This is a genomic window from Rhizobium sp. RU20A (genome assembly GCF_900155885.1).
GTDB lineage: Bacteria > Pseudomonadota > Alphaproteobacteria > Rhizobiales > Rhizobiaceae > RU20A.
In genome coordinates, this window is record NZ_FTMB01000005.1 from 18,592 (window position 1) to 38,728 (window position 20,137).

At 62.6% G+C, this 20,137-nt stretch carries 20 protein-coding genes and 2 pseudogenes; 5 read left to right on the plus strand and 17 right to left on the minus strand.

Going from position 1 to position 20,137, the window contains the following annotated elements; all coding sequences use genetic code 11:
• Positions 1–15: 15 nt before the first annotated feature.
• From hisC to F3H41_RS13505, 3 genes are read right to left on the minus strand one after another with little or no spacing between them, the layout of a single operon-like run.
• Positions 16–1,122, minus strand: coding sequence for a histidinol-phosphate transaminase (gene hisC / locus F3H41_RS13495; protein WP_149739218.1), 1,107 nt, complete (start codon positions 1,120–1,122; stop codon positions 16–18).
• A 42-nt stretch (positions 1,123–1,164) separates the two neighbouring features.
• Positions 1,165–2,280 carry an FAD-binding oxidoreductase gene (locus F3H41_RS13500; RefSeq protein ID WP_149739219.1) on the minus strand — a complete coding sequence of 372 codons (1,116 nt, stop codon included), beginning with the start codon at positions 2,278–2,280 and terminating at the stop codon, positions 1,165–1,167.
• An 11-nt stretch (positions 2,281–2,291) separates the two neighbouring features.
• Positions 2,292–3,338, minus strand: coding sequence for an aromatic ring-hydroxylating dioxygenase subunit alpha (locus tag F3H41_RS13505; protein ID WP_149739220.1), 1,047 nt, complete (start codon positions 3,336–3,338; stop codon positions 2,292–2,294).
• 123 nt (positions 3,339–3,461) lie between these two features.
• On the opposite strand from F3H41_RS13505, the gene F3H41_RS13510 reads away from it, so the two are divergent.
• Both F3H41_RS13510 and F3H41_RS21715 read left to right on the plus strand, forming a co-directional pair.
• The gene (locus F3H41_RS13510; RefSeq protein ID WP_149739221.1) at positions 3,462–4,391 is read left to right on the plus strand and encodes a LysR family transcriptional regulator; all 930 of its coding nucleotides are present in this window, start codon (positions 3,462–3,464) and stop codon (positions 4,389–4,391) included.
• Positions 4,392–4,519: 128 nt separating this feature from the next.
• Positions 4,520–4,645: a hypothetical protein gene (locus F3H41_RS21715; protein WP_280177046.1), complete on the plus strand. Its 126-nt coding sequence runs from the start codon at positions 4,520–4,522 to the stop codon at positions 4,643–4,645.
• An 11-nt stretch (positions 4,646–4,656) separates the two neighbouring features.
• On the opposite strand, the gene F3H41_RS13515 is transcribed toward F3H41_RS21715, so the two are convergent.
• From F3H41_RS13515 to F3H41_RS13565, 12 genes and pseudogenes are all read right to left on the minus strand, one after another.
• Positions 4,657–5,820 (minus strand): alpha-hydroxy acid oxidase, encoded by a 1,164-nt coding sequence (locus F3H41_RS13515; RefSeq protein ID WP_149739222.1) that lies wholly within the window; start codon positions 5,818–5,820, stop codon positions 4,657–4,659.
• 4 nt (positions 5,821–5,824) lie between these two features.
• Positions 5,825–7,045: a hypothetical protein gene (locus tag F3H41_RS13520; RefSeq protein ID WP_210246662.1), complete on the minus strand. Its 1,221-nt coding sequence runs from the start codon at positions 7,043–7,045 to the stop codon at positions 5,825–5,827.
• Between the two features lie 94 nt (positions 7,046–7,139).
• Complete coding sequence (gene hutC / locus F3H41_RS13525; RefSeq protein ID WP_149739224.1) at positions 7,140–7,871, minus strand: histidine utilization repressor; 732 nt, start codon at positions 7,869–7,871, stop codon at positions 7,140–7,142.
• Positions 7,872–7,929: 58 nt separating this feature from the next.
• A complete protein-coding gene (locus F3H41_RS13530; RefSeq protein WP_149739225.1) occupies positions 7,930–8,943 on the minus strand; it encodes an alcohol dehydrogenase catalytic domain-containing protein in 1,014 nt (337 codons plus the stop codon).
• A gap of 3 nt (positions 8,944–8,946) precedes the next feature.
• On the minus strand, positions 8,947–10,314 hold the full coding sequence (hisD, locus tag F3H41_RS13535) for a histidinol dehydrogenase (RefSeq protein ID WP_149739226.1): 1,368 nt from the start codon (positions 10,312–10,314) through the stop codon (positions 8,947–8,949).
• Positions 10,311–11,111 (minus strand): ABC transporter permease, encoded by an 801-nt coding sequence (locus F3H41_RS13540; protein WP_149739227.1) that lies wholly within the window; start codon positions 11,109–11,111, stop codon positions 10,311–10,313. The genes hisD and F3H41_RS13540 overlap by 4 nt, the downstream gene beginning before the upstream one ends.
• Complete coding sequence (locus F3H41_RS13545; RefSeq protein ID WP_149739228.1) at positions 11,108–12,052, minus strand: ABC transporter permease; 945 nt, start codon at positions 12,050–12,052, stop codon at positions 11,108–11,110. Before F3H41_RS13545 ends, F3H41_RS13540 begins: the two co-directional genes overlap by 4 nt.
• Positions 12,053–12,174: 122 nt before the next feature.
• A complete protein-coding gene (locus F3H41_RS13550) occupies positions 12,175–13,290 on the minus strand; it encodes a PotD/PotF family extracellular solute-binding protein (protein ID WP_149739229.1) in 1,116 nt (371 codons plus the stop codon).
• A gap of 33 nt (positions 13,291–13,323) precedes the next feature.
• Positions 13,324–14,460, minus strand: a complete 1,137-nt coding sequence (locus F3H41_RS13555) for an ABC transporter ATP-binding protein (protein ID WP_149739230.1) — start codon at positions 14,458–14,460, stop codon at positions 13,324–13,326.
• A 290-nt stretch (positions 14,461–14,750) separates the two neighbouring features.
• Positions 14,751–15,518 (minus strand): glucose 1-dehydrogenase, encoded by a 768-nt coding sequence (locus F3H41_RS13560; protein ID WP_149739231.1) that lies wholly within the window; start codon positions 15,516–15,518, stop codon positions 14,751–14,753.
• Positions 15,519–15,692: 174 nt separating this feature from the next.
• Positions 15,693–16,001, minus strand: coding sequence for an alpha-hydroxy-acid oxidizing protein (locus F3H41_RS21555; protein ID WP_244616202.1), 309 nt, complete (start codon positions 15,999–16,001; stop codon positions 15,693–15,695).
• A pseudogene (locus F3H41_RS13565) lies at positions 15,981–16,603 on the minus strand (ATPase, T2SS/T4P/T4SS family); the annotation flags it as partial. The gene F3H41_RS21555 and the pseudogene F3H41_RS13565, both read right to left, overlap by 21 nt.
• A 440-nt stretch (positions 16,604–17,043) precedes the next feature.
• Between F3H41_RS13565 and F3H41_RS13570 the strand changes: the two are divergent.
• On the plus strand, positions 17,044–17,514 hold the full coding sequence (locus tag F3H41_RS13570) for a helix-turn-helix domain-containing protein (RefSeq protein ID WP_149739232.1): 471 nt from the start codon (positions 17,044–17,046) through the stop codon (positions 17,512–17,514).
• Positions 17,511–18,104 carry a hypothetical protein gene (locus F3H41_RS13575; protein WP_149739233.1) on the plus strand — a complete coding sequence of 198 codons (594 nt, stop codon included), beginning with the start codon at positions 17,511–17,513 and terminating at the stop codon, positions 18,102–18,104. The genes F3H41_RS13570 and F3H41_RS13575 overlap by 4 nt, the downstream gene beginning before the upstream one ends.
• A gap of 108 nt (positions 18,105–18,212) precedes the next feature.
• Here the strand turns inward: F3H41_RS13575 and F3H41_RS13580 are convergent, their stop codons facing one another.
• Together F3H41_RS13580 and F3H41_RS13585 are read right to left on the minus strand one after the other, a co-directional pair.
• The gene (locus F3H41_RS13580; RefSeq protein WP_149739234.1) at positions 18,213–18,605 is read right to left on the minus strand and encodes a CopG family transcriptional regulator; all 393 of its coding nucleotides are present in this window, start codon (positions 18,603–18,605) and stop codon (positions 18,213–18,215) included.
• A gap of 31 nt (positions 18,606–18,636) precedes the next feature.
• Positions 18,637–19,696: pseudogene (locus F3H41_RS13585) on the minus strand (IS630 family transposase).
• Positions 19,697–19,785: 89 nt separating this feature from the next.
• Between F3H41_RS13585 and F3H41_RS13590 the strand changes: the two are divergent.
• A complete protein-coding gene (locus tag F3H41_RS13590; RefSeq protein WP_149739235.1) occupies positions 19,786–20,115 on the plus strand; it encodes a LysR substrate-binding domain-containing protein in 330 nt (109 codons plus the stop codon).
• Positions 20,116–20,137 lie beyond the last annotated feature (22 nt).

Sequence of the window (20,137 nt, forward strand, 5' to 3'; positions counted from 1 at the left end):
TGACAGGCTTTCAGATCATCCGGTGACGAACTCCCGCAGCGCGCCGGCGAAGCGCGCATTCTGGTCGTCGGTGCCTACGGTGACGCGGATAAAGGTCTCGAAGCTCCTTTCCCGCCAGGGCTTGACGACGATGCCGCTGGACAGAAGGTGCTCCTGGACGCCGAGGCTGTCGCTGCCCGTGTCGATGAAGAGGAAATTGGTCTCGGAAGGGGCGACGAAGAGGCCGAGGGCGCTGATCTCATCAGCAAGCTTCTGCCGCGCGTGGCGCACCCTGTTGACGCTTGCCCGCATCCAGGCCTCGTCCTCAAGGGCAGCAATTGCTGCGCGCTGGGCGGCGGCATTGACGTTGAACGGCGTCTTGGCCGCCGACAGCACGCGGGCGAGGCGCAGGTCGGAGGTCACGGCATAGCCGACGCGCAGGCCGGCAAGGCCATAGGCCTTGGAGAAGGTACGCAGCACGGCCCAGGCGATGTCGGTACCGGCCAGCATTGCGAGGCCATCGGGCGTATCGGCATCGCGGAATTCGACATAGGCCTCGTCAAGAACGAAGAGCGTTTCCGGCGCAACGGCCGCGATGATGGCCGCAAGGCCGGCCCGATCCAGCGCAGGGCCAACGGGATTGGAAGGGGAGGCGAGGAAGAAGAGAGCCGGCTTCGTCTGAAGCAGGGTCACGATGGCGGGAACGTCGAAGACAAGACCGGGGCCCATGGCGACTTTCTCGACCGTTGCGCCCGCTGCCAGCGCCTCGATCTCGTGCAGGCCGAAGCCGGGCACCACGGTACCGACGCGCGCCCCCGGCCGTAACGCGGCCCGACAGAGGGCGGCGATCATCTCTTCAGAGCCGTTGCCGACGACGACCCGTTCCGGGGTGATGGCAAGCTTGTGCGCCAGCGCGGCCTTCAGCTCCGTGCAGTTCGGGTCGCTGTAGCGTGATGGATCGAACCCGGTGAGCGCCCGCAGGACGGCCGGCGAGCAGCCATCGGCATTCTCGTTGCTTGCCAGCCCCGCGATATCGTCGCGCCCGCTTTTCTCGCGTGCGACGGCAAGGTTCATGCCCGCATTGTAGGGCGGCAGCGCCTCGATATGCGGATTGAGCGGGAGTGGCAGTCTCTCGGCTTTCATCACGGCGTTTCCTTCGGCATCGGTTCCGGGCGGTCTCAAGGGTCAGAGGTCAAGCACGATCGAGGAGACCGGCCGCGAGCAGCAGAGGAGCACGCGGCCCTCGGCCAGCGGATCGAGCGGTTCTTCGTGGTAGGCGACATCGCCGGCGATCAGCCCCTGTTCGCAGGTGCCGCAGATGGCCGCCCGGCAGGAGAAGGCCGGCTCGATCCCGTGTTCCTCCAGAAACGAGAGCAGCGATGGACTGGAACCAGTCCATTCAAGGTCGCGGCCGCTACGCCCGAGGCGGACGGAGATCGCGCCCTCCGGCACGCCGGTTGCTGGCTGATCAGCGCCAGCGACCGTGGTAGCGGCCGCCCTCTCCACCGTCTCCTCGCTCAGCGTCAGGCTCGCGGGTCCGAAGAACTCGTAGGCGATCCGCTCCTTGCGCACTCCGAGCGACAGAAGCAGCGCGTAGAGCGCCTGCATGAAGGGCGGCGGCCCGCAGAGATAGACCTCGTAGTCATCGAGCGGCAGCAGCGCCTGCAAGGTCGCCCGGCTGAGAAGCCCGCTCGAATGGCGCGGCAGCGTGAGGGATGCCGGATCGGCCTTCGGAACGCGATAGCACGTGTGCCGGTGAAGGTCCGGACGCAGCGCCGCAAGGGCCGCAACCTCGCTGCGGAAGGCTTCGACCGCCTCGTTTTCGCAGGCATGGATGAACCAGACCGGCCGGTCGCTTTCCCGCGCCAGCAGATCGAACATCGGCATCATCGGCGTGATGCCGACACCGCCCGAGATCAGCAGCACCGGCCGTGCGCTGGTGCGGTCGAGCACGAAGCCGCCGCGGGGCGGAGCAGCCTGCACCACCATGCCCGGCTCCAGCGCATCGTGCAGCCAGTTGGAACAGAGGCCTGAAGGCACGTCGGCACTCGGGGCCTGCTCCCGCTTGACGCTGATCCGGTAGGTTCCGGTCAGGCGCGGCGAGGAGGAGACCGTGTAGGTGCGCACCACGCTCGCGCCATCCTGTGTTGGCACCTGAAGCGTCAGGAACTGGCCGGCCTCGAAGTCCTGCCATCCGCTTTCATCCAGCGGCTGGAAGACGAAGGACGTGATGGTATCGCTTTCGCGCGTTTTCGAGACCAGCCTGAAGGGCCGCAAGCGCGAGCCATTGGAACCTGTCATCGGGACGCTTCCTATTCGGCCGCCTGTGCCGGTTGCAGCGCGGCCTGCTCTGCGGCGATCATTTGCGCGAGCTTGCGGCGGAAGCGGATCGGGCCGGCGTCGATCTTCAGGTCGAGATTGGGCGTCTGCATGGTCGCCATGCCCTGATGCACGGCTTCCAGCACCACGCGATCTTCCTCGAAGGCGCCGCGCACGGACCTCGCGAAGCCAGCCGAGACCTCGGGATCGTCGGGTGCGAAGTTGCGAAGCTGGAACCAGTAGTACTTCGTGTGGTTCTCATCGACGGGCGTCATGAAGTTATAGCTGTCCATCAGGAAGGTGTTATCGGGCAGCACCTTGCCTTCGCCGCCCGTAAAGGCCGGCGCGAAGATCGCCTTGATGATCGCGTTGCTGGGATAGCGCACCTCGTAGTGCTGCTTGCGATCCGTGTTGCCCGAAAATTGCAGATAGGGCGCGTAGAAGGGCGCGGGTTCGGAATCGATCATCCAGCGCCAGACAGTGACGCCGTCATCCTTGACCGTCGTTTCCAAGGGGGTTTCCTCGCAGGCCGAGCTTGCGAAGGAGGACTGGTGCACCCAGGCGACATGCGAGGGATCGAGGAGATTGTCGGTCATGTAGAGATAGTTGCAGTTGAGCGTCATCGACTCGCCGCGGTTGATCCCCCAAGCCGGATCGTCGAAATGCTCCACCTGGAAAATATCCTTGGGATCGGCCTTCTCGGCCTCGCCCATCCAGATCCACAGCAGGCCATAGCGCTCATGCACTGGATAGGAGCGAACCTTGGCGACGTGCGGAATACGCTCTGCACCCGGAACCCGCGTGCAGGCGCCGGAACAGTCGAAGGTGAGGCCGTGATAGCCGCACTCGACATCGTTTCCCTTCAGGCGGCCCATCGAAAGCGGCAGCTTGCGATGCGGACAGGCATCCTCGAGCGCGGCCGGGCGGCCATCCTCGAGACGGTAGAGAACGATGTTTTCCCCGAGGATACGGACGGGCTTCAGGCTGCGATCAACCTCGTGATCCCACGCGGCAACATACCAGGCGCTCTTGAGAAACATGCATGTCTCCTTGTCTTTTGCTAAGTCATCGTCGCCATCTTTTTTGCCGCCAACAAGTTGCCTTGGGCTGCGTTCTTTTTTAGAAATTCTAAAATGAAGCGGGTTTGAGGGAGAGATTTCGGCATGGGCAAAGCGTCTTTGCGCGCGCTGCAGGCTTTCGAGGCCATCGGGCGTTGCGGCACTGTCAGTGCGGCTGCGCGGGATCTCGGCGTGTCACCTGGCGCGGTCAGCCAGCTCGTGCGCGGACTGGAGCAATCGCTCGGCCTGACCCTTCTGGAGCGGCACGGTCGACGGGTGGAGTTGTCCTCTTGGGGCAAGCTTTATTTTCGCGAGGTCTCGAAGGGATTCCAGCAACTGGCCTATGCCGAGAATGTTCTGACCCGCGCGCGCAACAACAGCGGCATCGTCATTTCCGCTCTGTCATCGGTCGCCAATCGCTGGATCAGCCGCAAGATTTTCGACTGGCAGTCTCTCTGTCCCAACTCGGCCGTGCGCATCCTCGGCCAGGAGCAGGAGCCGCGACTCGGCTGGGAGGATGTCGATTTCCGCGTCACCTACGGGCGACGCTCCTATGTGCACGAACATGTCGGCACGCTCTTTACCGACTGGGTGGTGCCTGCCTGTTCACCGGCTCTGCTGGCGGGACGGACGATCGAAAAGCCGACCGACATTCTGGACTTCCCGTTGATCAATGTTGAATGGGAGTCCGACTACAAGGCCTCACCCCAGTGGCGGGACTGGGCGAGGCTGGTGGGTGCCGATGACCGGGCGGCCTATTCGGGCCTGTCCTTCACGCTCTCCAGCAGCGCCATCGACGCGGCGGCAAGCGGTCGCGGCTTCGTCCTCGCGCAGATTTCGATGATCCAGGAAGACGTCGCCAGCGGCAACTTGATCGTGCCCTGCGACCTTAGAATGAAACTTGCCGAAAGCTACTATCTCGCCTGGGACCGGGCCGCGCTGGAGCGTCCTCTTGGCCAGCAGTTCCACAAATGGCTTCTCAATCTCGGCCGACAGCAGGAGCTGCTGTCGGCACCGAGCGGTGGCGTGCGGTAAACATCGGGTACGACCTGCGCCCTACCAGCGACAGCTGCTGCCGGCGATTCGTGCGGCGGGCCAGCCGCACGGCCGACGCCTCGCCGGCTATCACGCACTGGAATTGCTGTGCCTCGAAACGTCTTACCGTGACATGCCCCCCGGAGTTGACGGCCTGGGAAAGCACCCTCGACCGCTTCATCTGGCTCGACAAGGGCGACTTCATCGGCAAGGCGGCACTGGTGCGCCGGCCCACTGTCGCCAAGCACGCTTAAGCTGTCGATCCTCAACTTGGAGGCCAGACCTTGCTCTTTGCGGTGACAACGTCGCGGCCGCGCCTTTTCAAATCGTCGATCGAGGCAACGCCCATGAGGGCGAGGGATATGGATATCTCCCGTTCAAGAACGGCAATCACGCCCGCGACGCCCTGCTCTCCTGCCGCGGAAAGACCATAGGCATAGGCGCGACCGAGCATCACGCCATCGGCACCCAGACCAATCGCCTTGATGATATCAGTGCCGCGGCGGATGCCGCCGTCCAGCATGAGGCAGAAATCCGGACCAACGGCCGATCGAATTGCGGGAAGGGCGCGGATCGTGCTCGATGCGCCGTCCAACTGGCGCCCGCCATGGTTTGAGATGACAATACCGTCGCATCCGAGCTCGCGTGCCATCGCCGCGTCCCCGGGCGCGAGAATGCCCTTGACGATCAGCTTGCCAAGCCAGCGGTCGCGCAGCCACGCGATGTCCTTCCAGCACAGCGTCTTGTCGATCCCACGCGAAAGGTTGGCTGCCTGCGCCAAGGCGCCGCGTCCGAATTCCGGCCGGTGTTCGATCGCCCGCACGGACGGCAAGCCGTTGAGGGCGATGCCGGCCAGCCAGCGGGGCCGGAGCGCAAGGCGTGCCAGGAGGCCGGGCGTCATCTGCGTCAACGACCGGAACCCGTTGCGCACGTCCCGTTCTCGAATACCGGTAATGGCCGTATCAACCGTCACGAACAGCGTATCGACCCCGGCATGCTCGGCTGCTTGAAGAAGCTCCTCGCAGAGGGTGCGGTCCTCGAGCACGTAGAGCTGAAAATGGAGAGGCCCCTTCGTTTCCGCCCGCAGATCCGCAAGTGAGGCGATGGAGAAGGTGGAGAGGCAGAAAGGGATGCCCGCCGCATGGGCTGCGCGCACCGCCTTGAATTCGCCCTTGCCGGAATACAGGCCGAGAAATCCGACCGGCCCCAGCATGAAGGGCAGGGGATGGCGTACGCCAAGATAGGCGGTGGACAGGTCCTGCGCCTTCGGCTCTACCAGTACCCGTTGCTGAAGGGTGAGCGCGGCAAAGTCCGCGCGGTTTGCCCGCATGGTTTCTTCGTCAAAGGATCCGCCGTCGATATAGTCGAAGAAGATCTTCGGGAGCCGACGTCGCGCGCGTTCACGGTAATCCAGCACATTGACCAGCATTCCATCAGCCTCGATCCGGATCGATGCTATCGAAGAAGCGGGACAGGGTATCCTCGCAGCCAACCGGCTCACTGCCGGCCATCACCGCATATGAAAGACCGATCAGGGATGAAACGGGGTTGTGGCTCGTTGCGCCCGCTCGAAGATTCATGACGAGCGTCGGGCAAAGGAAAAGGCCGAGGCGGACGACGCGGCGCCAGTCGGACGGTAACATGCCACGCACCTTGAGCTCGGCAAGCAGTGGGCGCCACATCGCTTCGCCCTTGACGGCCAGAAGCTCGCGCCTGACGTCGCTTGGCGTGTGGCTGCAGGTGACCTGCAGGAGGTTGCCGTCGAGCGTGGCGCTGGCTGAATAGTGCTGTGCCGCCAGCGAAGGTTCGTAGAGCCAGAGCGGGTGGGCGAGGATGTTGTGAAAGGTGGTCTTCACCTCTGCCAGAAGCGTCGGGATGTTCTCGCCGGCAAAGGCGGGATCGAAGAAGGAGAGGTGCGCCGTATCGCCGTGCGCCTCGTACCAGACATTGGCGTTGTGGGCGTCCCCATGCGCGGTCACCCCACCTGCGCCGGCAAGGCGGTTTGGATTGAGCCGCTCATGGGCTTCATCGAAGAGCGCGCCCAGACTGTCGCGATATTCGGTGCCGTTGATTGAAAAGCGAAGACGGGAGAGGGTCTGCCAATCGAGCGTAAGGCCTGGAAACGCGAACGACTTGCCCACGTAGAAGCTGGCAAGGCGCCCGCCCGGATAGGCGCCTGTCGGCGGGTCGATCAGGCGCTCATAAAAGAGCCTGTGAACCGGCTCGGCAGATACCTCCGCCGCAGTGACCGCATGAAGCGTCTTGCGGTAGACGCCGAGCAACGCCGCGTTCAGCTTTCGCTCGGCATCCACGGCTTTGGCGCGTGCTGCCGGATCATCGTTCAGGTCAAGCGCGCGCAGCACGTCCGAGAAACGAGGGTCCGTGCGCCGCCGGTAGACGAGGATCTGTTCGCCCGGCAAGACCGACATCAGCAGCGGCTGATCGACCGGAAGGCCGGCGCGCGCAAGGATGTCGGCACGGTAGTATTCGCCGCTCATCGCCTCCTCACCTTCCTCCTGGTGGAACTTGAAGAAGAACTGGCCGTCCTCTGTATCGAAGAAGCCGTTGAGCGAGTTGAGACTGTACTGATCGTGGTTGATGGCGACGTTCCGCGCCTCGATCTTGAACAGGTCGCGCAGAAGGTCGGCGAGCATGCACTCGGCCATTCCATCTCCTGCTTTCGCGCTCTTTCTGATTGCCGCGGTGCGGCTGGTCGGCTGGGTCATGGCATTCATTCCGGATAGGTGTTCACTTGCTGCCGTGCAGATAGCGACTGCCGAGAGAATAGCGGCTGCCGACGTAGGTCAGCGTGTTGACGGTGGCGACGATCGGGCCGGTCCAGGTCTTGCGATGCAGGACAAGGCAGCTGTCGCCGGTACGGATTTGCAGAAGACGCGCATGGGTTTCGCTGGCTGGCAGGGCACTGATGAGGTGTTCCACCTCGGTCAGCGGCGTTGCGTTCTGAAGATAGTCGTAGGTCGCGCTGGTCGTGAAATCCTGGTCGACGTAGCCTGAAACAAGACTCGGATTGACGTAGCGCTCCTCAAGCTGCACCGGCAGATCGTTCTCGAAATGGATCACGACGGAATGGTCCACCGGCTTCGTCGTTTCAAACTCGAATGCGAGCAAGAGTTCGGGTTCAGGCCGCATGATGCGTTCCAGAACCACCACTTCGGCCCGGTGACGGCTGCCGCGCGCCTTGATTTCGGTGATGATGTTGCTGATCTCGATCAGTGTCGATTGCGGCCTGGGTGGTGCGACGAAGGTGCCGACGCCCTGGATGCGGCGCAGGTGCCCTTCCGAGGTCAGCTCGCGCAGCGCCCGATGCACGGTCATGCGCGAAACGCCGAGTGTGGAGACGAGTTCGTTCTCCGAAGGAAGACGGCTGTTGCGGGCCCACTTTCCGGTCCCGATATTGCCGAGGACAAAATCCTTGACCTTCTCGTAGAGCGGTGAGGCGGAATCTGAAAGTGCGGTCATGGTCACTGTCTCCGCCTTCGCATCGCGCGCCGGCATTCAAAGGAAGGGGCGCGGCGGATTATTCCGCCACGTCGATGATGGTTTTCAGCGCCTTGCTCTCGCCGCGCAGGAGGCGCTCATAGGCGGCCGGCACATCGTCGAGCGAAGGCAGGACCTCGATGAAGCGCTGCAGTGCGGGTGCGAGATCGCTCAGCAATGCCACGGCTTCCGGCAGTTCGTCTGAAAAGGCATGGCAGCCGATCAGCGAGATTTCGCGCTCGACGAGAATGTTGGGATCGAAATCCAGCTTGCCATGGCTGATGCCGACGAGAGCGAGGCCGCCACCGCCGGAGAGCAGGTCGATCGCGCGGGCAATCGCCTGGATGCTGCCGGTGGCGTCCAAGGCATGGCGAAGACGACCGCCGGAAAGCGCGGCCTCGATCTCGCCCTTGTCCACGGATGTGACCTTGCCGCCCGTGACATCTGCCACCAGCGCGGCTTTCTCGGCGTTGAGATCGGAGAGCAGCAGCGGGCCATCGTGCAGACGGGCAAGAAGCAGCGCGCACAGCCCGCCGATGGTGCCGCATCCTACGATCAGCACCGGCTCACCCCTCGGAACTGCAAGTCTTCGAACCGCATGCAGCGCTACGGCGAGTGGCTCGGCCATGGCCGCGATATGCGGCGAAAGCTGCGGATCGTGACGAACGAGCAGTTTTGCCGGCACCTGTGCTTCCTCGGCAAAGCCGCCGTTGCAAACTTCGCCCACGAAGCCGAGGTTTTCGCACACATTGCTGCGGCCACTCGTGCAGGCCGGGCACGTGCCGCACCACATCCGGGAGTCGGAGGAAACGACATCGCCGATGGCGAGATGGCTGACATCATCGCCGATCGCGATCACGCGGCCGCAGAATTCATGGCCGGCTGTGGAAGGACGGCGGGATATCCATTGTCCCGTGCGGTAATTATGAAGGTCCGAGCCGCAGATGCCCGCAGCCCTGATCTGAAGAGTGACGAAACCGGCCGGTGGAGCCGATGGCTTTGCCACCTCCTCCACACGCAGATCCTTCGCCTCATGAAGCCGCACGGCCTTCATGGCTCAGGCACCCTTCTTCAGGTAGGCATCGCGCACGGGGGACACTGCCAGCGCATGCGAGGAAAAGCCTTCGTAGATCGCCAGATTGTGCGCATGCTTGGCAAATTCCGGATAGGCGGGCGGGGTCACGTAACCGATCGAGCTGCGCTTGACGAAGTCGGTGACGGAGAGCGGGCCGAAGGTGCGTGCCCAGCGGCTCGTCGGCAGAACGGCATTCGGGCCGAGCGCGAAATTGGCGATGCTGACCGGCGTATGCTTGCCCATCAGGATTTCAGAAGCTTCGGTGATATGACCGAGATGGACGAAAGGCTCTTCCGACAGCAGCTCGAGGTGTTCCGGCGCATAGGCATTGACGAAGTCATAGCTCTCCTCAATCGAGGAGGTCAGCACGATGCCTCCGGTCTTGCCGGTCAACACGGTCTTGGAGAAGCTGACGCGCTGGTCGGTCATCTTGGCCCAATGGTCCGGGAGCGCGGCAAGCGCTTCCTCGGCGACACGGCGGCTGTGGGTGACGAGGTAAGCGGAGGAGTCCGGGCCGTGTTCGGCCTCGATGAGCAGATCAAGCGCTGCCAGGCCACCGTGGACGGTGTCATCGGCAAGGATCATCACTTCGGACGGCCCTGCGGGGAGGCCCGTATCGATCACGCCGGACAGCGAACGCTTGGCGGCAACCACCCAGGGGCTGCCAGGGCCGACGATCTTGAGCGCCGGCTGGACGGTCTCGGTCCCATAGGCGACGGCGGCCACAGCCTGCGCGCCACCCACCTTGTAGACGGTTTCAACGCCTGCGAGACGCGCAGCAACGAGCGTCGCGGCATCGACGGTTCCATCGGGCGCGGGCGGTGTGACGATCGCAAGGTTCGGCACGCCTGCGACAACGGCAGGGACGGAGGTCATCATCGTGACGGAGGGAAAGGACCCCTTGCCGCGCGGCACGTAGAGCGCGACCGACTGGATCGGCGTGAAGCGGTCGCCGGCGAAAGCGCCGGGGCGGATTTCCTTCAGCCACATGGCCTCGGGCTTCTGCTCCTCGTGGAAGTGGCGAATGTTGTCGATGCCGAACCGGATGGATTCGATGACGGTTGCATCGACCAGCTTGAACGCCGCGTCGAATTCCGCCTCGCTCACCTTCAGATTGGCTTCCGTTACATTCGCCTTGTCGAGTTCGCGCCCGAAGCGGGCCAGCGCCTTGTCACCCTCGGTGCGGACGGCCTCGAGGATTGGCGCGACCTTTTCGATGAAGCTTGAGATGTCGCTTTCCGAGCGGCGCAGCAGGGCGGCCTTTTCATTCGCGTCGAGCTTTGAATATTCGTAGAAAGACACTGATGCCATCGTCTTGTCCTTGATGTCCGGCCAAAGGCCATGGGTCATTTTGATTTGAGGAAGATGTCGAGACCGACGAGGCGGTCGAGCAGCGCGATCGCGATACCGGCGCAGGCGATGAACACCACCGAGATGGCGGCGAGATCGGGGGTAATGATCGAGCGGATGGAATTGTAGATCTGCACCGGCAGCGTGACGCTGCGCGCATCGACCAGCAACAGGCTGACGAGGAACTCATTGAGCGCGAGAATGAACATCAGAAGCGAACCGGTAATGACGCCGGGTAGCACGGCCGGCAGGGTGATGTAGAGGAAGCGCTGCAGCGGCGGGGCGCCGCAATTGGCTGCTGCCAGTTCAAGGTCGGGCGAAAGGTTGCTGGCACTTGCCGTCACCGCCCAGATCATGAAGGGCAGATTGATGACGGAACAGGCGATGCCGACCGGCCAGAGATTGCCGACCACGCCCATCTGGCCGAACACGAGCATCATGCCGATGCCCGAGCCGATCAGCGGGATGGTGAAAGGCAGGAGCAGGTAGATCTGGATGGAACGGGCAAAGCGCACGCGGTACTTGGCCAGTGCGATTCCAGCCAGCGTGCCGACGGGAATGGACACCAGCGTGCAGATCGTGGCCACGATCAGCGAGCGGAAAAAGGCCTGCCTGAGATCGGTGGCATTGGCGATCTTGCTATACCATTGCAGCGAAAAACCTTCCGGCGGGAAAGTAATGATGTTGCCCGAGGTGAACGAGGCGCCGAGAACCACGATGGTCGGTGCCGAAAGCATCAGGAGGGCGGTCGCGACGAAGGCCCAGATGACGATGGATTTGCTGCGGCTACCGGTCATTTGCGATCGCCTCCCATGGCGAGCGTGCCGGCACCGAAGAGCATGAAGACCACGCCGACGAGGATGGAGCCGACGGCGACGAGCAGCAGAGACAGTGTCGCCCCCAGCCCCTGATCGGAGGTGCGGAAGAACTGGTCGTAAATGGCGTTGGCTATGAAGTCCTGCGTGCCGCCGCCCAGAATGGCGGGAATGGCGAAATCGGTCAGGGAAAGCGTGATGACCACGAGCCCGGCACCGACGAGGCCGGGGCGGGAGAGGGGCAGGACGACGTGCCGGAATGTGCGCACCCAGCTTGCGCCGAGCGATGCGGCTGCGGCCTCAAGCTCGCTCGGAATGGCCGTCAGCGCAGGCGCAAGCATGAGCACGGCGAAGGGCAGCATGTATTGCACGAGCCCGAACAGAACAGCCGGGTAGTTATAGAGCAGGCGCATCGGCGGGACGCCGACAAGGCCGAGTGCTTCGTTCACCATGCCCTGATTGCCGAGGATGATGAGCCAGCCATAGGCGCGCACCACCTGGCCGATGAAGAATGGCAGGAACAGCGCCACCAGCAGGACCTTGCGCAGCGCGGAGGAGGGCGTGCGCACCATCAGGTAGGCATAGGGGAAGGCAAAGATCAGGGTGATCACGGTCACGATCACCGAGCCCATGAGGCTGCGCCCGGCGACGGTTGCGAAGAACGTCTCGGTCAGGGCGCGCTGGTAATTGGCCAGCGTGTAGGTCTCGGACATCAGGAACGTGTTGGTATCCAGCGTCCGCAGGCTCGTATCGCCGATCTGGATGAGGCCGAGAACCAGAAGGCCGACGAGAACGATTGCCGGCAGCAGCATCAGATAGGGCAGGCCCTTCTGGAAGCTGGATGGCCAGACAATGGCCGCAAGGCGTTCGAGCACATCCATGACGCGCCACGTCATGGGATATGCGACACGGGAAGCGCGCATGATACCGATCCTCGGGCGGTTCCGGCAAAGACACGAAGCGCCTTTGCCGGGGGGACCGCGGAATGTCTAAGTCACGAAAAGGGATGCCCGCCGCCACAGGGGACGGCGGGCAGCACAGGGTCTCAGCCCTGCATGATTTCCTTGAACTTCGCGAACCACTGGCTCTCGTTCTCGACCTGGATCTTGGAAGAGATGCGGATCAGGTGTTTGAATTCTTCCTCGGTTGTCGGGTAGGATGGATCGCCAACGAGGTCTGCCGGCGGGGTCACGCCGGGAATGACGCCCGGAAGGCCGAGGCCGTCGAGCCAAATCTGCTGGGCTTCTTTGGTCAGTGCATGGTTGATGTACTGCTTTGCCCAGTAGAGTTCATTTTCCGGCAGGCCCTTTGGAATCCACAGGCCGTCGGTGTCGAATTTGGCGCCCTCTTCCGGAACGACCCAGGCGATGTCGATGCCGTTCTTCTTGGCTTCGCGGGCGTTGGTGGAAATGGTGCAGGCGGCGTCGATTTCGCCCTTCTGGAACCAAGTGGTGAAATCAGGGTCTTCGCCGAGGAGCGGCTGCTGTTCCTTGATCTTCGAGATGAAGTCCCAGGCCGGCTGCATGTTGCCGGGGATATCCTCCAGCTTGCCGCCACCTGCAACCTGTGCCGGGAAGTGGAAGCCGATACCGTCATTGTAGAGCGCGATGCGGCCCTTCAGCTTCGGGTCGAGCAAGTCCTTCCAGGACTTCGGCGCGCCATTCGGGAAGGCTGACGGGCGGTACGCCAGGACATAGACGTAGCCGTAGGTATTGACGATCGGATAGCCGTCGAGGCCGACCGGCTTTGCGAGGTCGGTCGCGTCCTTGAGGTTCGGCAGGTCCGAGAGGTCTTCGGTCACGCCGCGCAGCGCCGACTTCGTGGCGTTGGTGGTGGTGTCCCAGTTGATGTGGATCGGCGGAACGCGCTTTTGCGCGACGGCAGCCCAGACCTTGGGCTGGATTTCGTTGTCTTCGGTGAGGTCATGGCGAACCGCAATGCCGGTTGCCTTGGTAAAGCTGTCGGAGACGCCGGCCTTCAGGGCGTCGACCCAGCTACCGCCCCAGGCCCGGACAATGATCTCGGCCGGCTTTTCCGGTTCCTGCGCGAAGGCGCGGCTGACGCCGAGCGTCGACAGGCCCGCAGACGCGCCGGCTGCGGCAAACGATGCGAGCAGCGTCCGGCGACGAAGCTGGGCTGTCAGGAATTTTTCATGCGACATTATACATTCTCCTCTGGCTCGACCTTCTGAGGGTCATTTTTGAAAGACATGCATATCCCGTGCATTCCAGCCGAGACGAACATCATCGCCCGGGCCGAATTGCAGATGGGATTCAGGATCGTGGTCGAAGACGCGCATCCGCGCGCCCCCCAGGGCCTCGGTCCGGATTTCATAAACCACACGTTCGCCTTCGAAGATGCAGTCTTCGACCTTGCCTTCGACCACCGTCGACAGACCTTCAAGTTGGCTGTCCTTCGGTGCGATACGGATTTGTTCCGCCCGTATGGCACCGGCACAGGTCGAGCCGAGCGCGAGTTTTTCGCCGGATACGGTGCCGGAAAGACGCATGCCGTCGGCTTCAATCGTCACATTCGGCGAGGCAATGGCGACAACCTTGCCTTCAATGAAATTGGTGACCCCGATGAAGTTGGCGACGAAAGCGTTCGACGGTGTGCGATAGGTATCCACCGGTCTCGCCTTCTGCTGAATCTCGCCGCCGTTCATCACGATCACTTCGTCCGACACGACGAGCGCTTCGCGCTGATCATGCGTGACGTTGATCGTGGTGACGCCGAGTTCCTTCTGGATGCGGCGGAACTCCAGTTGCATCTCCTCGCGCAGCTTGCGGTCAAGGGCTGCGAGTGGCTCGTCAAGGAGCAGAAGATCGGGCTCGAACACCAGGGCGCGGGCGATGGCGACGCGCTGCTGTTGACCGCCGGAAAGCTCGTGGATGCGACGACTTCCGTAGCCACCAAGGCGGACGAGATCGAGGTAGCGCTCAACCTTGTCCGGAATGGCGCGGGCGTCATGGCGGCGCATCTTCAGCGGGAAGGCCACGTTCTCGGCGGCCGTCATGTGGGGGAAGAGCGCGAGCTTCTGGAACACCATGCCGATGGCGCGCTGGTGTGGGGGAACGGCGCTGACCGGCTGGCCGTTGATGAAGATCTCGCCGGCGGTCGGCCGATCGAAACCGGCGATCATGCGCAGCAGTGTCGTCTTGCCCGAGCCGGAGGGGCCAAGAATGGTCAGGAAGCGGCCTTTGGGAAGGTCGAAGCTGGCATCCTTGACGGCATGCACAGTGCCGAAGGACATGCAAACGTCTTTCACGGAGACTGCAATCTGGCTGGCGAAGGAATCCGCCGGACGACGTTCGGCTGCTGCAGCGTCCATGACATTTCCCCTATCTCACCCTGTCAGCGACAGGCCACTGCAAGGCGTCTTTCTCCGGTCTTGGTGGCAGGCGACCGGCCGCGCTTGTATTGACTTGTCTATACATATGCCTGCAAATATTGTCAACGTATGTGCATAAATTTCGCGCTGCACCGTTGATTGCGTGTTTTTTATGCAGGTGCAAAAAGTCGGCCTTGCACCTCGCCAGTTCTGTTGCTCCGCGTTCGTAAAGACAAGCACCCAGCGCGGGTGTCCGGTCCCGTTTTTCAACCGTGATGGAGCGTGCCGTCTCAGATCGAGGCCAGATAGCCGCCGTCAACGGGAATGCAGTGGCCGGTGATATAGGCCGCAGCGTCGCTGCACAGAAACACGGCAACGCCGCCGATATCGCTTTCCCGGCCGAACCGGCGCTGCGGGATCTTGTCCAGCATGCGCGACTGCCAGTCATCGTTTTCGTAAAAGACCTCGGTCATGGCGGTGCGGAAATAGCCAGGTGCGATGGCATTGACGCGCACGTTGTGCGCCGCCCATTCGGCAGCCAACGCATGGGTCACGCCAAGCAGGCCGGATTTGGACGCCCCGTAAGGAACGGCCGTGGGAATGCCGACATAGGAGGTCAACGAACAGAGGTTCACGATCGCGCCGCCACCCGTTTCCGCCATGATGCGTCCGGCAGCCTGGGCGCAGAAGAACGCCCCCTTGAGATTGGTCGAAAGGATCTGATCCCACAGCGCCTCGTCGACATCGAAAGAGGTCCGCACGCTTTCGAAGCCGGCATTGTTGATGAGGATATCGAGACCGCCAAGGTGTTCCGCTGCCGCCTTCGTGACGCTGCCGCACGCCTCTACGTCGCGCACATCCTGCGCCAGTGCCGCGCATCGGCGTCCGGTTCTCTCGACAAGGGCCCGCGTCTCTTCGAGCGCCTCGACGGTTCGCGCGGTAATGGCCACATCGGCGCCAGCTTCTGCAAGGGCGGCGGCAATAGCCTGCCCGATACCGCGGCTCGCGCCGGTCACAAGGGCGCGGCGGCCGGAAAGATCGAAATTCGGGCGAGTCATGATGTCTTCCTTCTCCTCTTCGTCATGGGATGGCAGGCTTCCCATGGGAGCATGTCTATACATAATTTGCGAGTCTGATTTCTGGGACTGTGACCGTGAGATCGCACCGATGCATCATGGGGCCTGCAAATGGTCAATCCGGCATGGCCGCTCCGTGACGTTATCTGCCCGTTGTCAGCGTTGAAAACGATCAATCATGAAAGGTGCGAGCGGTGATGTGTCGAGATCGGCGCATCCGAGTTGCCGCATCAGGCCGGAAAGTTCCTCGGTGAAGATCTCCATCGTCCGGTGGACGCCGGCCCGGCCGAAGCCCGCCGCGCCGTAGAGAAACGGCCGGCCGGCAAAGACATAGTCCACGCCGCAGCACAGCAGCGCAAACACATCCGCGCCGCGCCGCACGCCGCCGTCGAACATGACGGGGAAGTCCGGCCCGACCGCTTCGCGTATGGCGGGAAGGCAATCGATGGCGCTGCCGGCGTGGATCGTGCCGATGCCGCCGGGATGGTCGGGGCCCCAGGCCGTCAACAGGTCGAGCGCCTCGGGGCCGCGCACCTCGCCGATCGGAATACGGTCCGGGCGGAGGCGGAGCGAAGAGCGCACGAGATCGGAGAGCGTGGCGACGCCATCCTTCGTCCGCATCGCGACCAGGTTCGGCGCGGCGCATTGCAGTTCGCGCGAATCCTCGATGATGACGACGCGGTCGGCAGTCTTTGCAGCCTCGGCGAGCAACGCGTTGGTCAGCGTCTTCTTGCCGGTGCGGAAACGACCGGCGGCAACAGCCCCTTGAAGCGCTCGCCGGTCTCGGGCAGTTCGGCCGAGACGCGCGGGGCGCCGGCATGGACCTCGGCGCCGACATGATGCGCTACCAGGCGCACGATGCGTTCGCCATCAGCGGGCGACAGTCGTTCGCCGGTATCGGACAGTCCTTCGGAGAGACGGTCGATCCAGATGCGGCCGTCCGGATTCAGCATCACCTCGACGGCGGCGGGATCTTCCAGAAACCGAGCGATTACGGGGCCGAGCGCGGTACGCAGCATTCGCGCGCCGCGCGTCAAACTCTCCGAATTCTGCTGCGATCCCGCCATCCCGTCCCCGATGTCGACGGGGACGACCCAGACGCTTCCCCGACGGGGATGATTAAAAGAGCCGGAAGTTTGGCTGGTTCAACACGTATCTAGCCGCGTGCGGTCATGGCGAAGGAAAGGCGACGATCGGCGGGATTGGCTACAGATCTCGTCGTAGCCGCCTTATGCCGGCATCAAGGACATTCGTGATGAGAACTGGTCTTCAAATCCGGTTTCTTTCATGAACCACGGGTCAATACCATCCAATCTTGACATTTCGTTCTATACCGAAACAATGCGTTTAGGACGGAGATGGCGACATGACGCAGACTGCGGCGCCCATCGGTCATCTCGATATCGCAGGCGACGACCTGAATGCACTCGCGGATTTACACGGTGGCCTTCTCGGTTGGTAAATCACACCGCGCGGACCGGATTATGCTCAGATCGAAACCCTTGGCTTGCGCGGTGCGATCACGAAAGCGCCGGCTGCATCATTGACGTTGGGCGCCATCGTTGACGATCTCGACGCTGCACTTACTGAGGTCATGGCGTTGGGCGGCGCAGTCGTCATGCTGGCGACCGACAACGGCTGGGTGCGGAAGGGACAGGTGCGCGATCCGGCCCGGCCACCTGCTGACACTGATCCAGAAGTGACGTTGGAAAGTGGTGCCCTCGACGAAGCCCTGCGGGCGCTGGGGCATCTCGACAGGCGGGCTATTTTGCGCGTTTACCTAACGGAGGAACAAGCGGCGGGGGATCTGGCGGCGCTATCGGATCTGTCGCTGGCCACCGTGTCCGAACATCTGAAGGTTCTGCGAAAGTCGGGCCTGTTGCGGCTGGATCGGCGGGGCCGGTTCTGGATGTATCGGACCGACGCCGCCTTGCTGGATGCGGTGACTTGTGCGTTCCAAAAACTGGGAGATCCATGATGGGGCGTGAGGCACTGATCCATGCGGAGATCGGCAGCGAGGCTGGAGAGGTGCGCGCGCTGCTGGAAAGCACAGAGATGATCCTGCGCGGAGAGATTGGGCGACGCTATCCCAAGGAGGCGATGACGGAGGTCACCGTTGTCGGCGGCGTCCTCCACTTCCGGTTCGCCGATGAATCGGTACGGCTCCATCTTGGTGGCAAGATGGCGCAAAGCTGGGCTGCGGCCATTGCAAAGCCGCCGCCCAGCCTGCGCGTCAAGCTCGGACTCGACAAGGGAAGCCTGGCCATGCTCATCGGCGAAATCACGGACGCCGCGCTGGCCGAAGCGACAGCCGGGTCCCTGGTCGCGCACGGCGCGGAGGCGCAGATGATGATCGCCGTTATCGACAATCCGGGCACTCTGGCGGAGGCGCGACGGATTCACGGCTGCTTTCCTACCCTGCCGCTCTGGACCGTCTATCCGAAGGGAAGTGGAGTATCCTTCGGCGATACGGCCATCCGCGCCCTTCTTCGGGAAGCGGGGTTCCGGGATACGAAATCTTGCGCGGTGTCCGACCAGTTCACCGCCACGCGCTACAACCCAACATAGCTGTCGCAGCAGTTCTGGGGTCGCTGGATTGTCGGCGGCCGCGTGCGAATGGCGTCCGGGGTTGGATCAATTGCCGGGTTATGATCAACCATGGCCGTCTATGTCCCGCTATAGTTCCTTCAGAAACCGATCGCCGGTCGCCAGCCTTCGCCCCAGCAATTGCAGGAACTGGTCGAACCGCTCCGCGCCCTTTGCACCGGCCGACGCCTGCGCGCTATCGGGCAGCGGCGGGGTCACGGTCAGCCAGAAGCAGGTGAACAGCGACAGCGTCTCACCGAGGATGGCGAGATCCTCGTCCAGCCCTTCGACCTGTCGGCCGAACTTGTCCATGCGGCGAGCGAACACCGCCTCCAGCCGTTCGGAGGCATCAGCCGACAGGAAGGACGCGACGGCGGCTTCGATCACGGCGGACTTGGACACGTTGCGACGTGGCGCCAGCGCCTCGACCTTCTTCAACAGGTCTGGCTCGAAATAGACGTTCATTCGGGATTTGATCTGCACGGCGGCGGCTCCTTATACGGGTCCTCACTGATCAGAACCCATTTGCCCATTCTCTTCGTCCGATGGACATGATGCGCCAAGGCTGGTTTTGGGGCTTTCGCCAAGCGTCACAGCAGTGAGCGACGATATCGTCATAGACTTGAAGACGCGGTTCGACAGCCAGTTTTCATGCATGAAGTGCCAGAGATTTTCCACCGGGTTCAGTTCCGGCGACTTCGGCGGCAGTGGCAGGATCGAGATGTTGCCTAGGATGACGAGATTATTGGACATGTGCCATGCCGCCTGATCCATGATGAGGATGGAATGCGCATCATCGGCCACGTGCCGAGAGATTTCAGCCAGGTGCTGCGTCATCGCGTAGGTGTCGCACCAAGGCATGACCAACGCCGCCGCTTTGCCCTGCTTGGGGCAGATGGCATCGAAGATGTAGGCCGAGCGGGTTCGCTGGTCGTGTGGTGCGGATGGCCTTGATCCCCGCTTTGCCCAATGGCGGGTGATCTTGTTCCTTTGACCAATCCGGGCCTCATCCTGGTACCAGATGTCTATTCGTTTGCCTTGAGCCGCCCCGCTTGCGATCTCTGCCACTGCGGCGGGGAAGTTATTTAAAAATCCTCAATGGCTTGAGGGTCCTGCGCATAATGTTTCGGGCGGGCAGCGAGCTTGCGGTAACCCATGGCGCGCACCTCCCGGCTGAGCGTCTGCTCGCTCACCGAGACGTGAAACTCCCCCCAAATCCATTGGGCCAGATCGCACAGACGCCAGAGCACGACACCGTCGAGATAGGGTGTCGGCCCCCGTTCGATGGCCTTTGCCAGGGCCGCCCGCTGAACATCGTTCAGCAGTGACTTGGGGCCAGGAGCCTTGCCATCGATCAGCCCATCAGGTCCGTTCGTATTGAACCGCATGACCCAGTCCCGCACGATCTGACGAGTGACATTGCCCAGCCGCGCCGCATCCAGGCGCGAACCGCCGTCATAGATCAGCGCAAACGCCAGCAATCGACGCGCCTGGGCCGCATGCTTGCTTTGCCGAGCCAAACGCCGAAGACCTTCAGCATCAAAATCTGCCTCTAGTGAAGTTCCTGTTCGCATCCCAAACTTCCGGTTTGCACCAGAGATTCAGATTAACCGCCGTTTGAAAAGCAAAAGGAGTCACGGTCAGTGGGGAGGCCCATAACCTCTTGCATCTCGACAGCCATTATTACGAAGGCGCAACCTGGTGGGAGTTCCTCGGCCATTATGGCCTGAATTACACGCTGCCGGGCGGTGTCTCGACCTTCAACAACTATATTCTGGTGGTTCATGCCGTGCTGGCCGGAGCAGGAATCGGTCTCGGCGGGCAGCACTCCGTGGGAGACCTCGTCGCCAGCGGCGCCCTGGTACGCCCCCTGAAGGAACAGCAGACGACCGGCAATGATTTCCTTCTGGTCTACCGCAAAGGGCGCCCCCTCACGCCACGGGCTGCCGCCGTGCACACATGGCTTCTCAGTCTTGGATCCCGTTCCACATGAGGGATCCGCATCTGCCAACGTC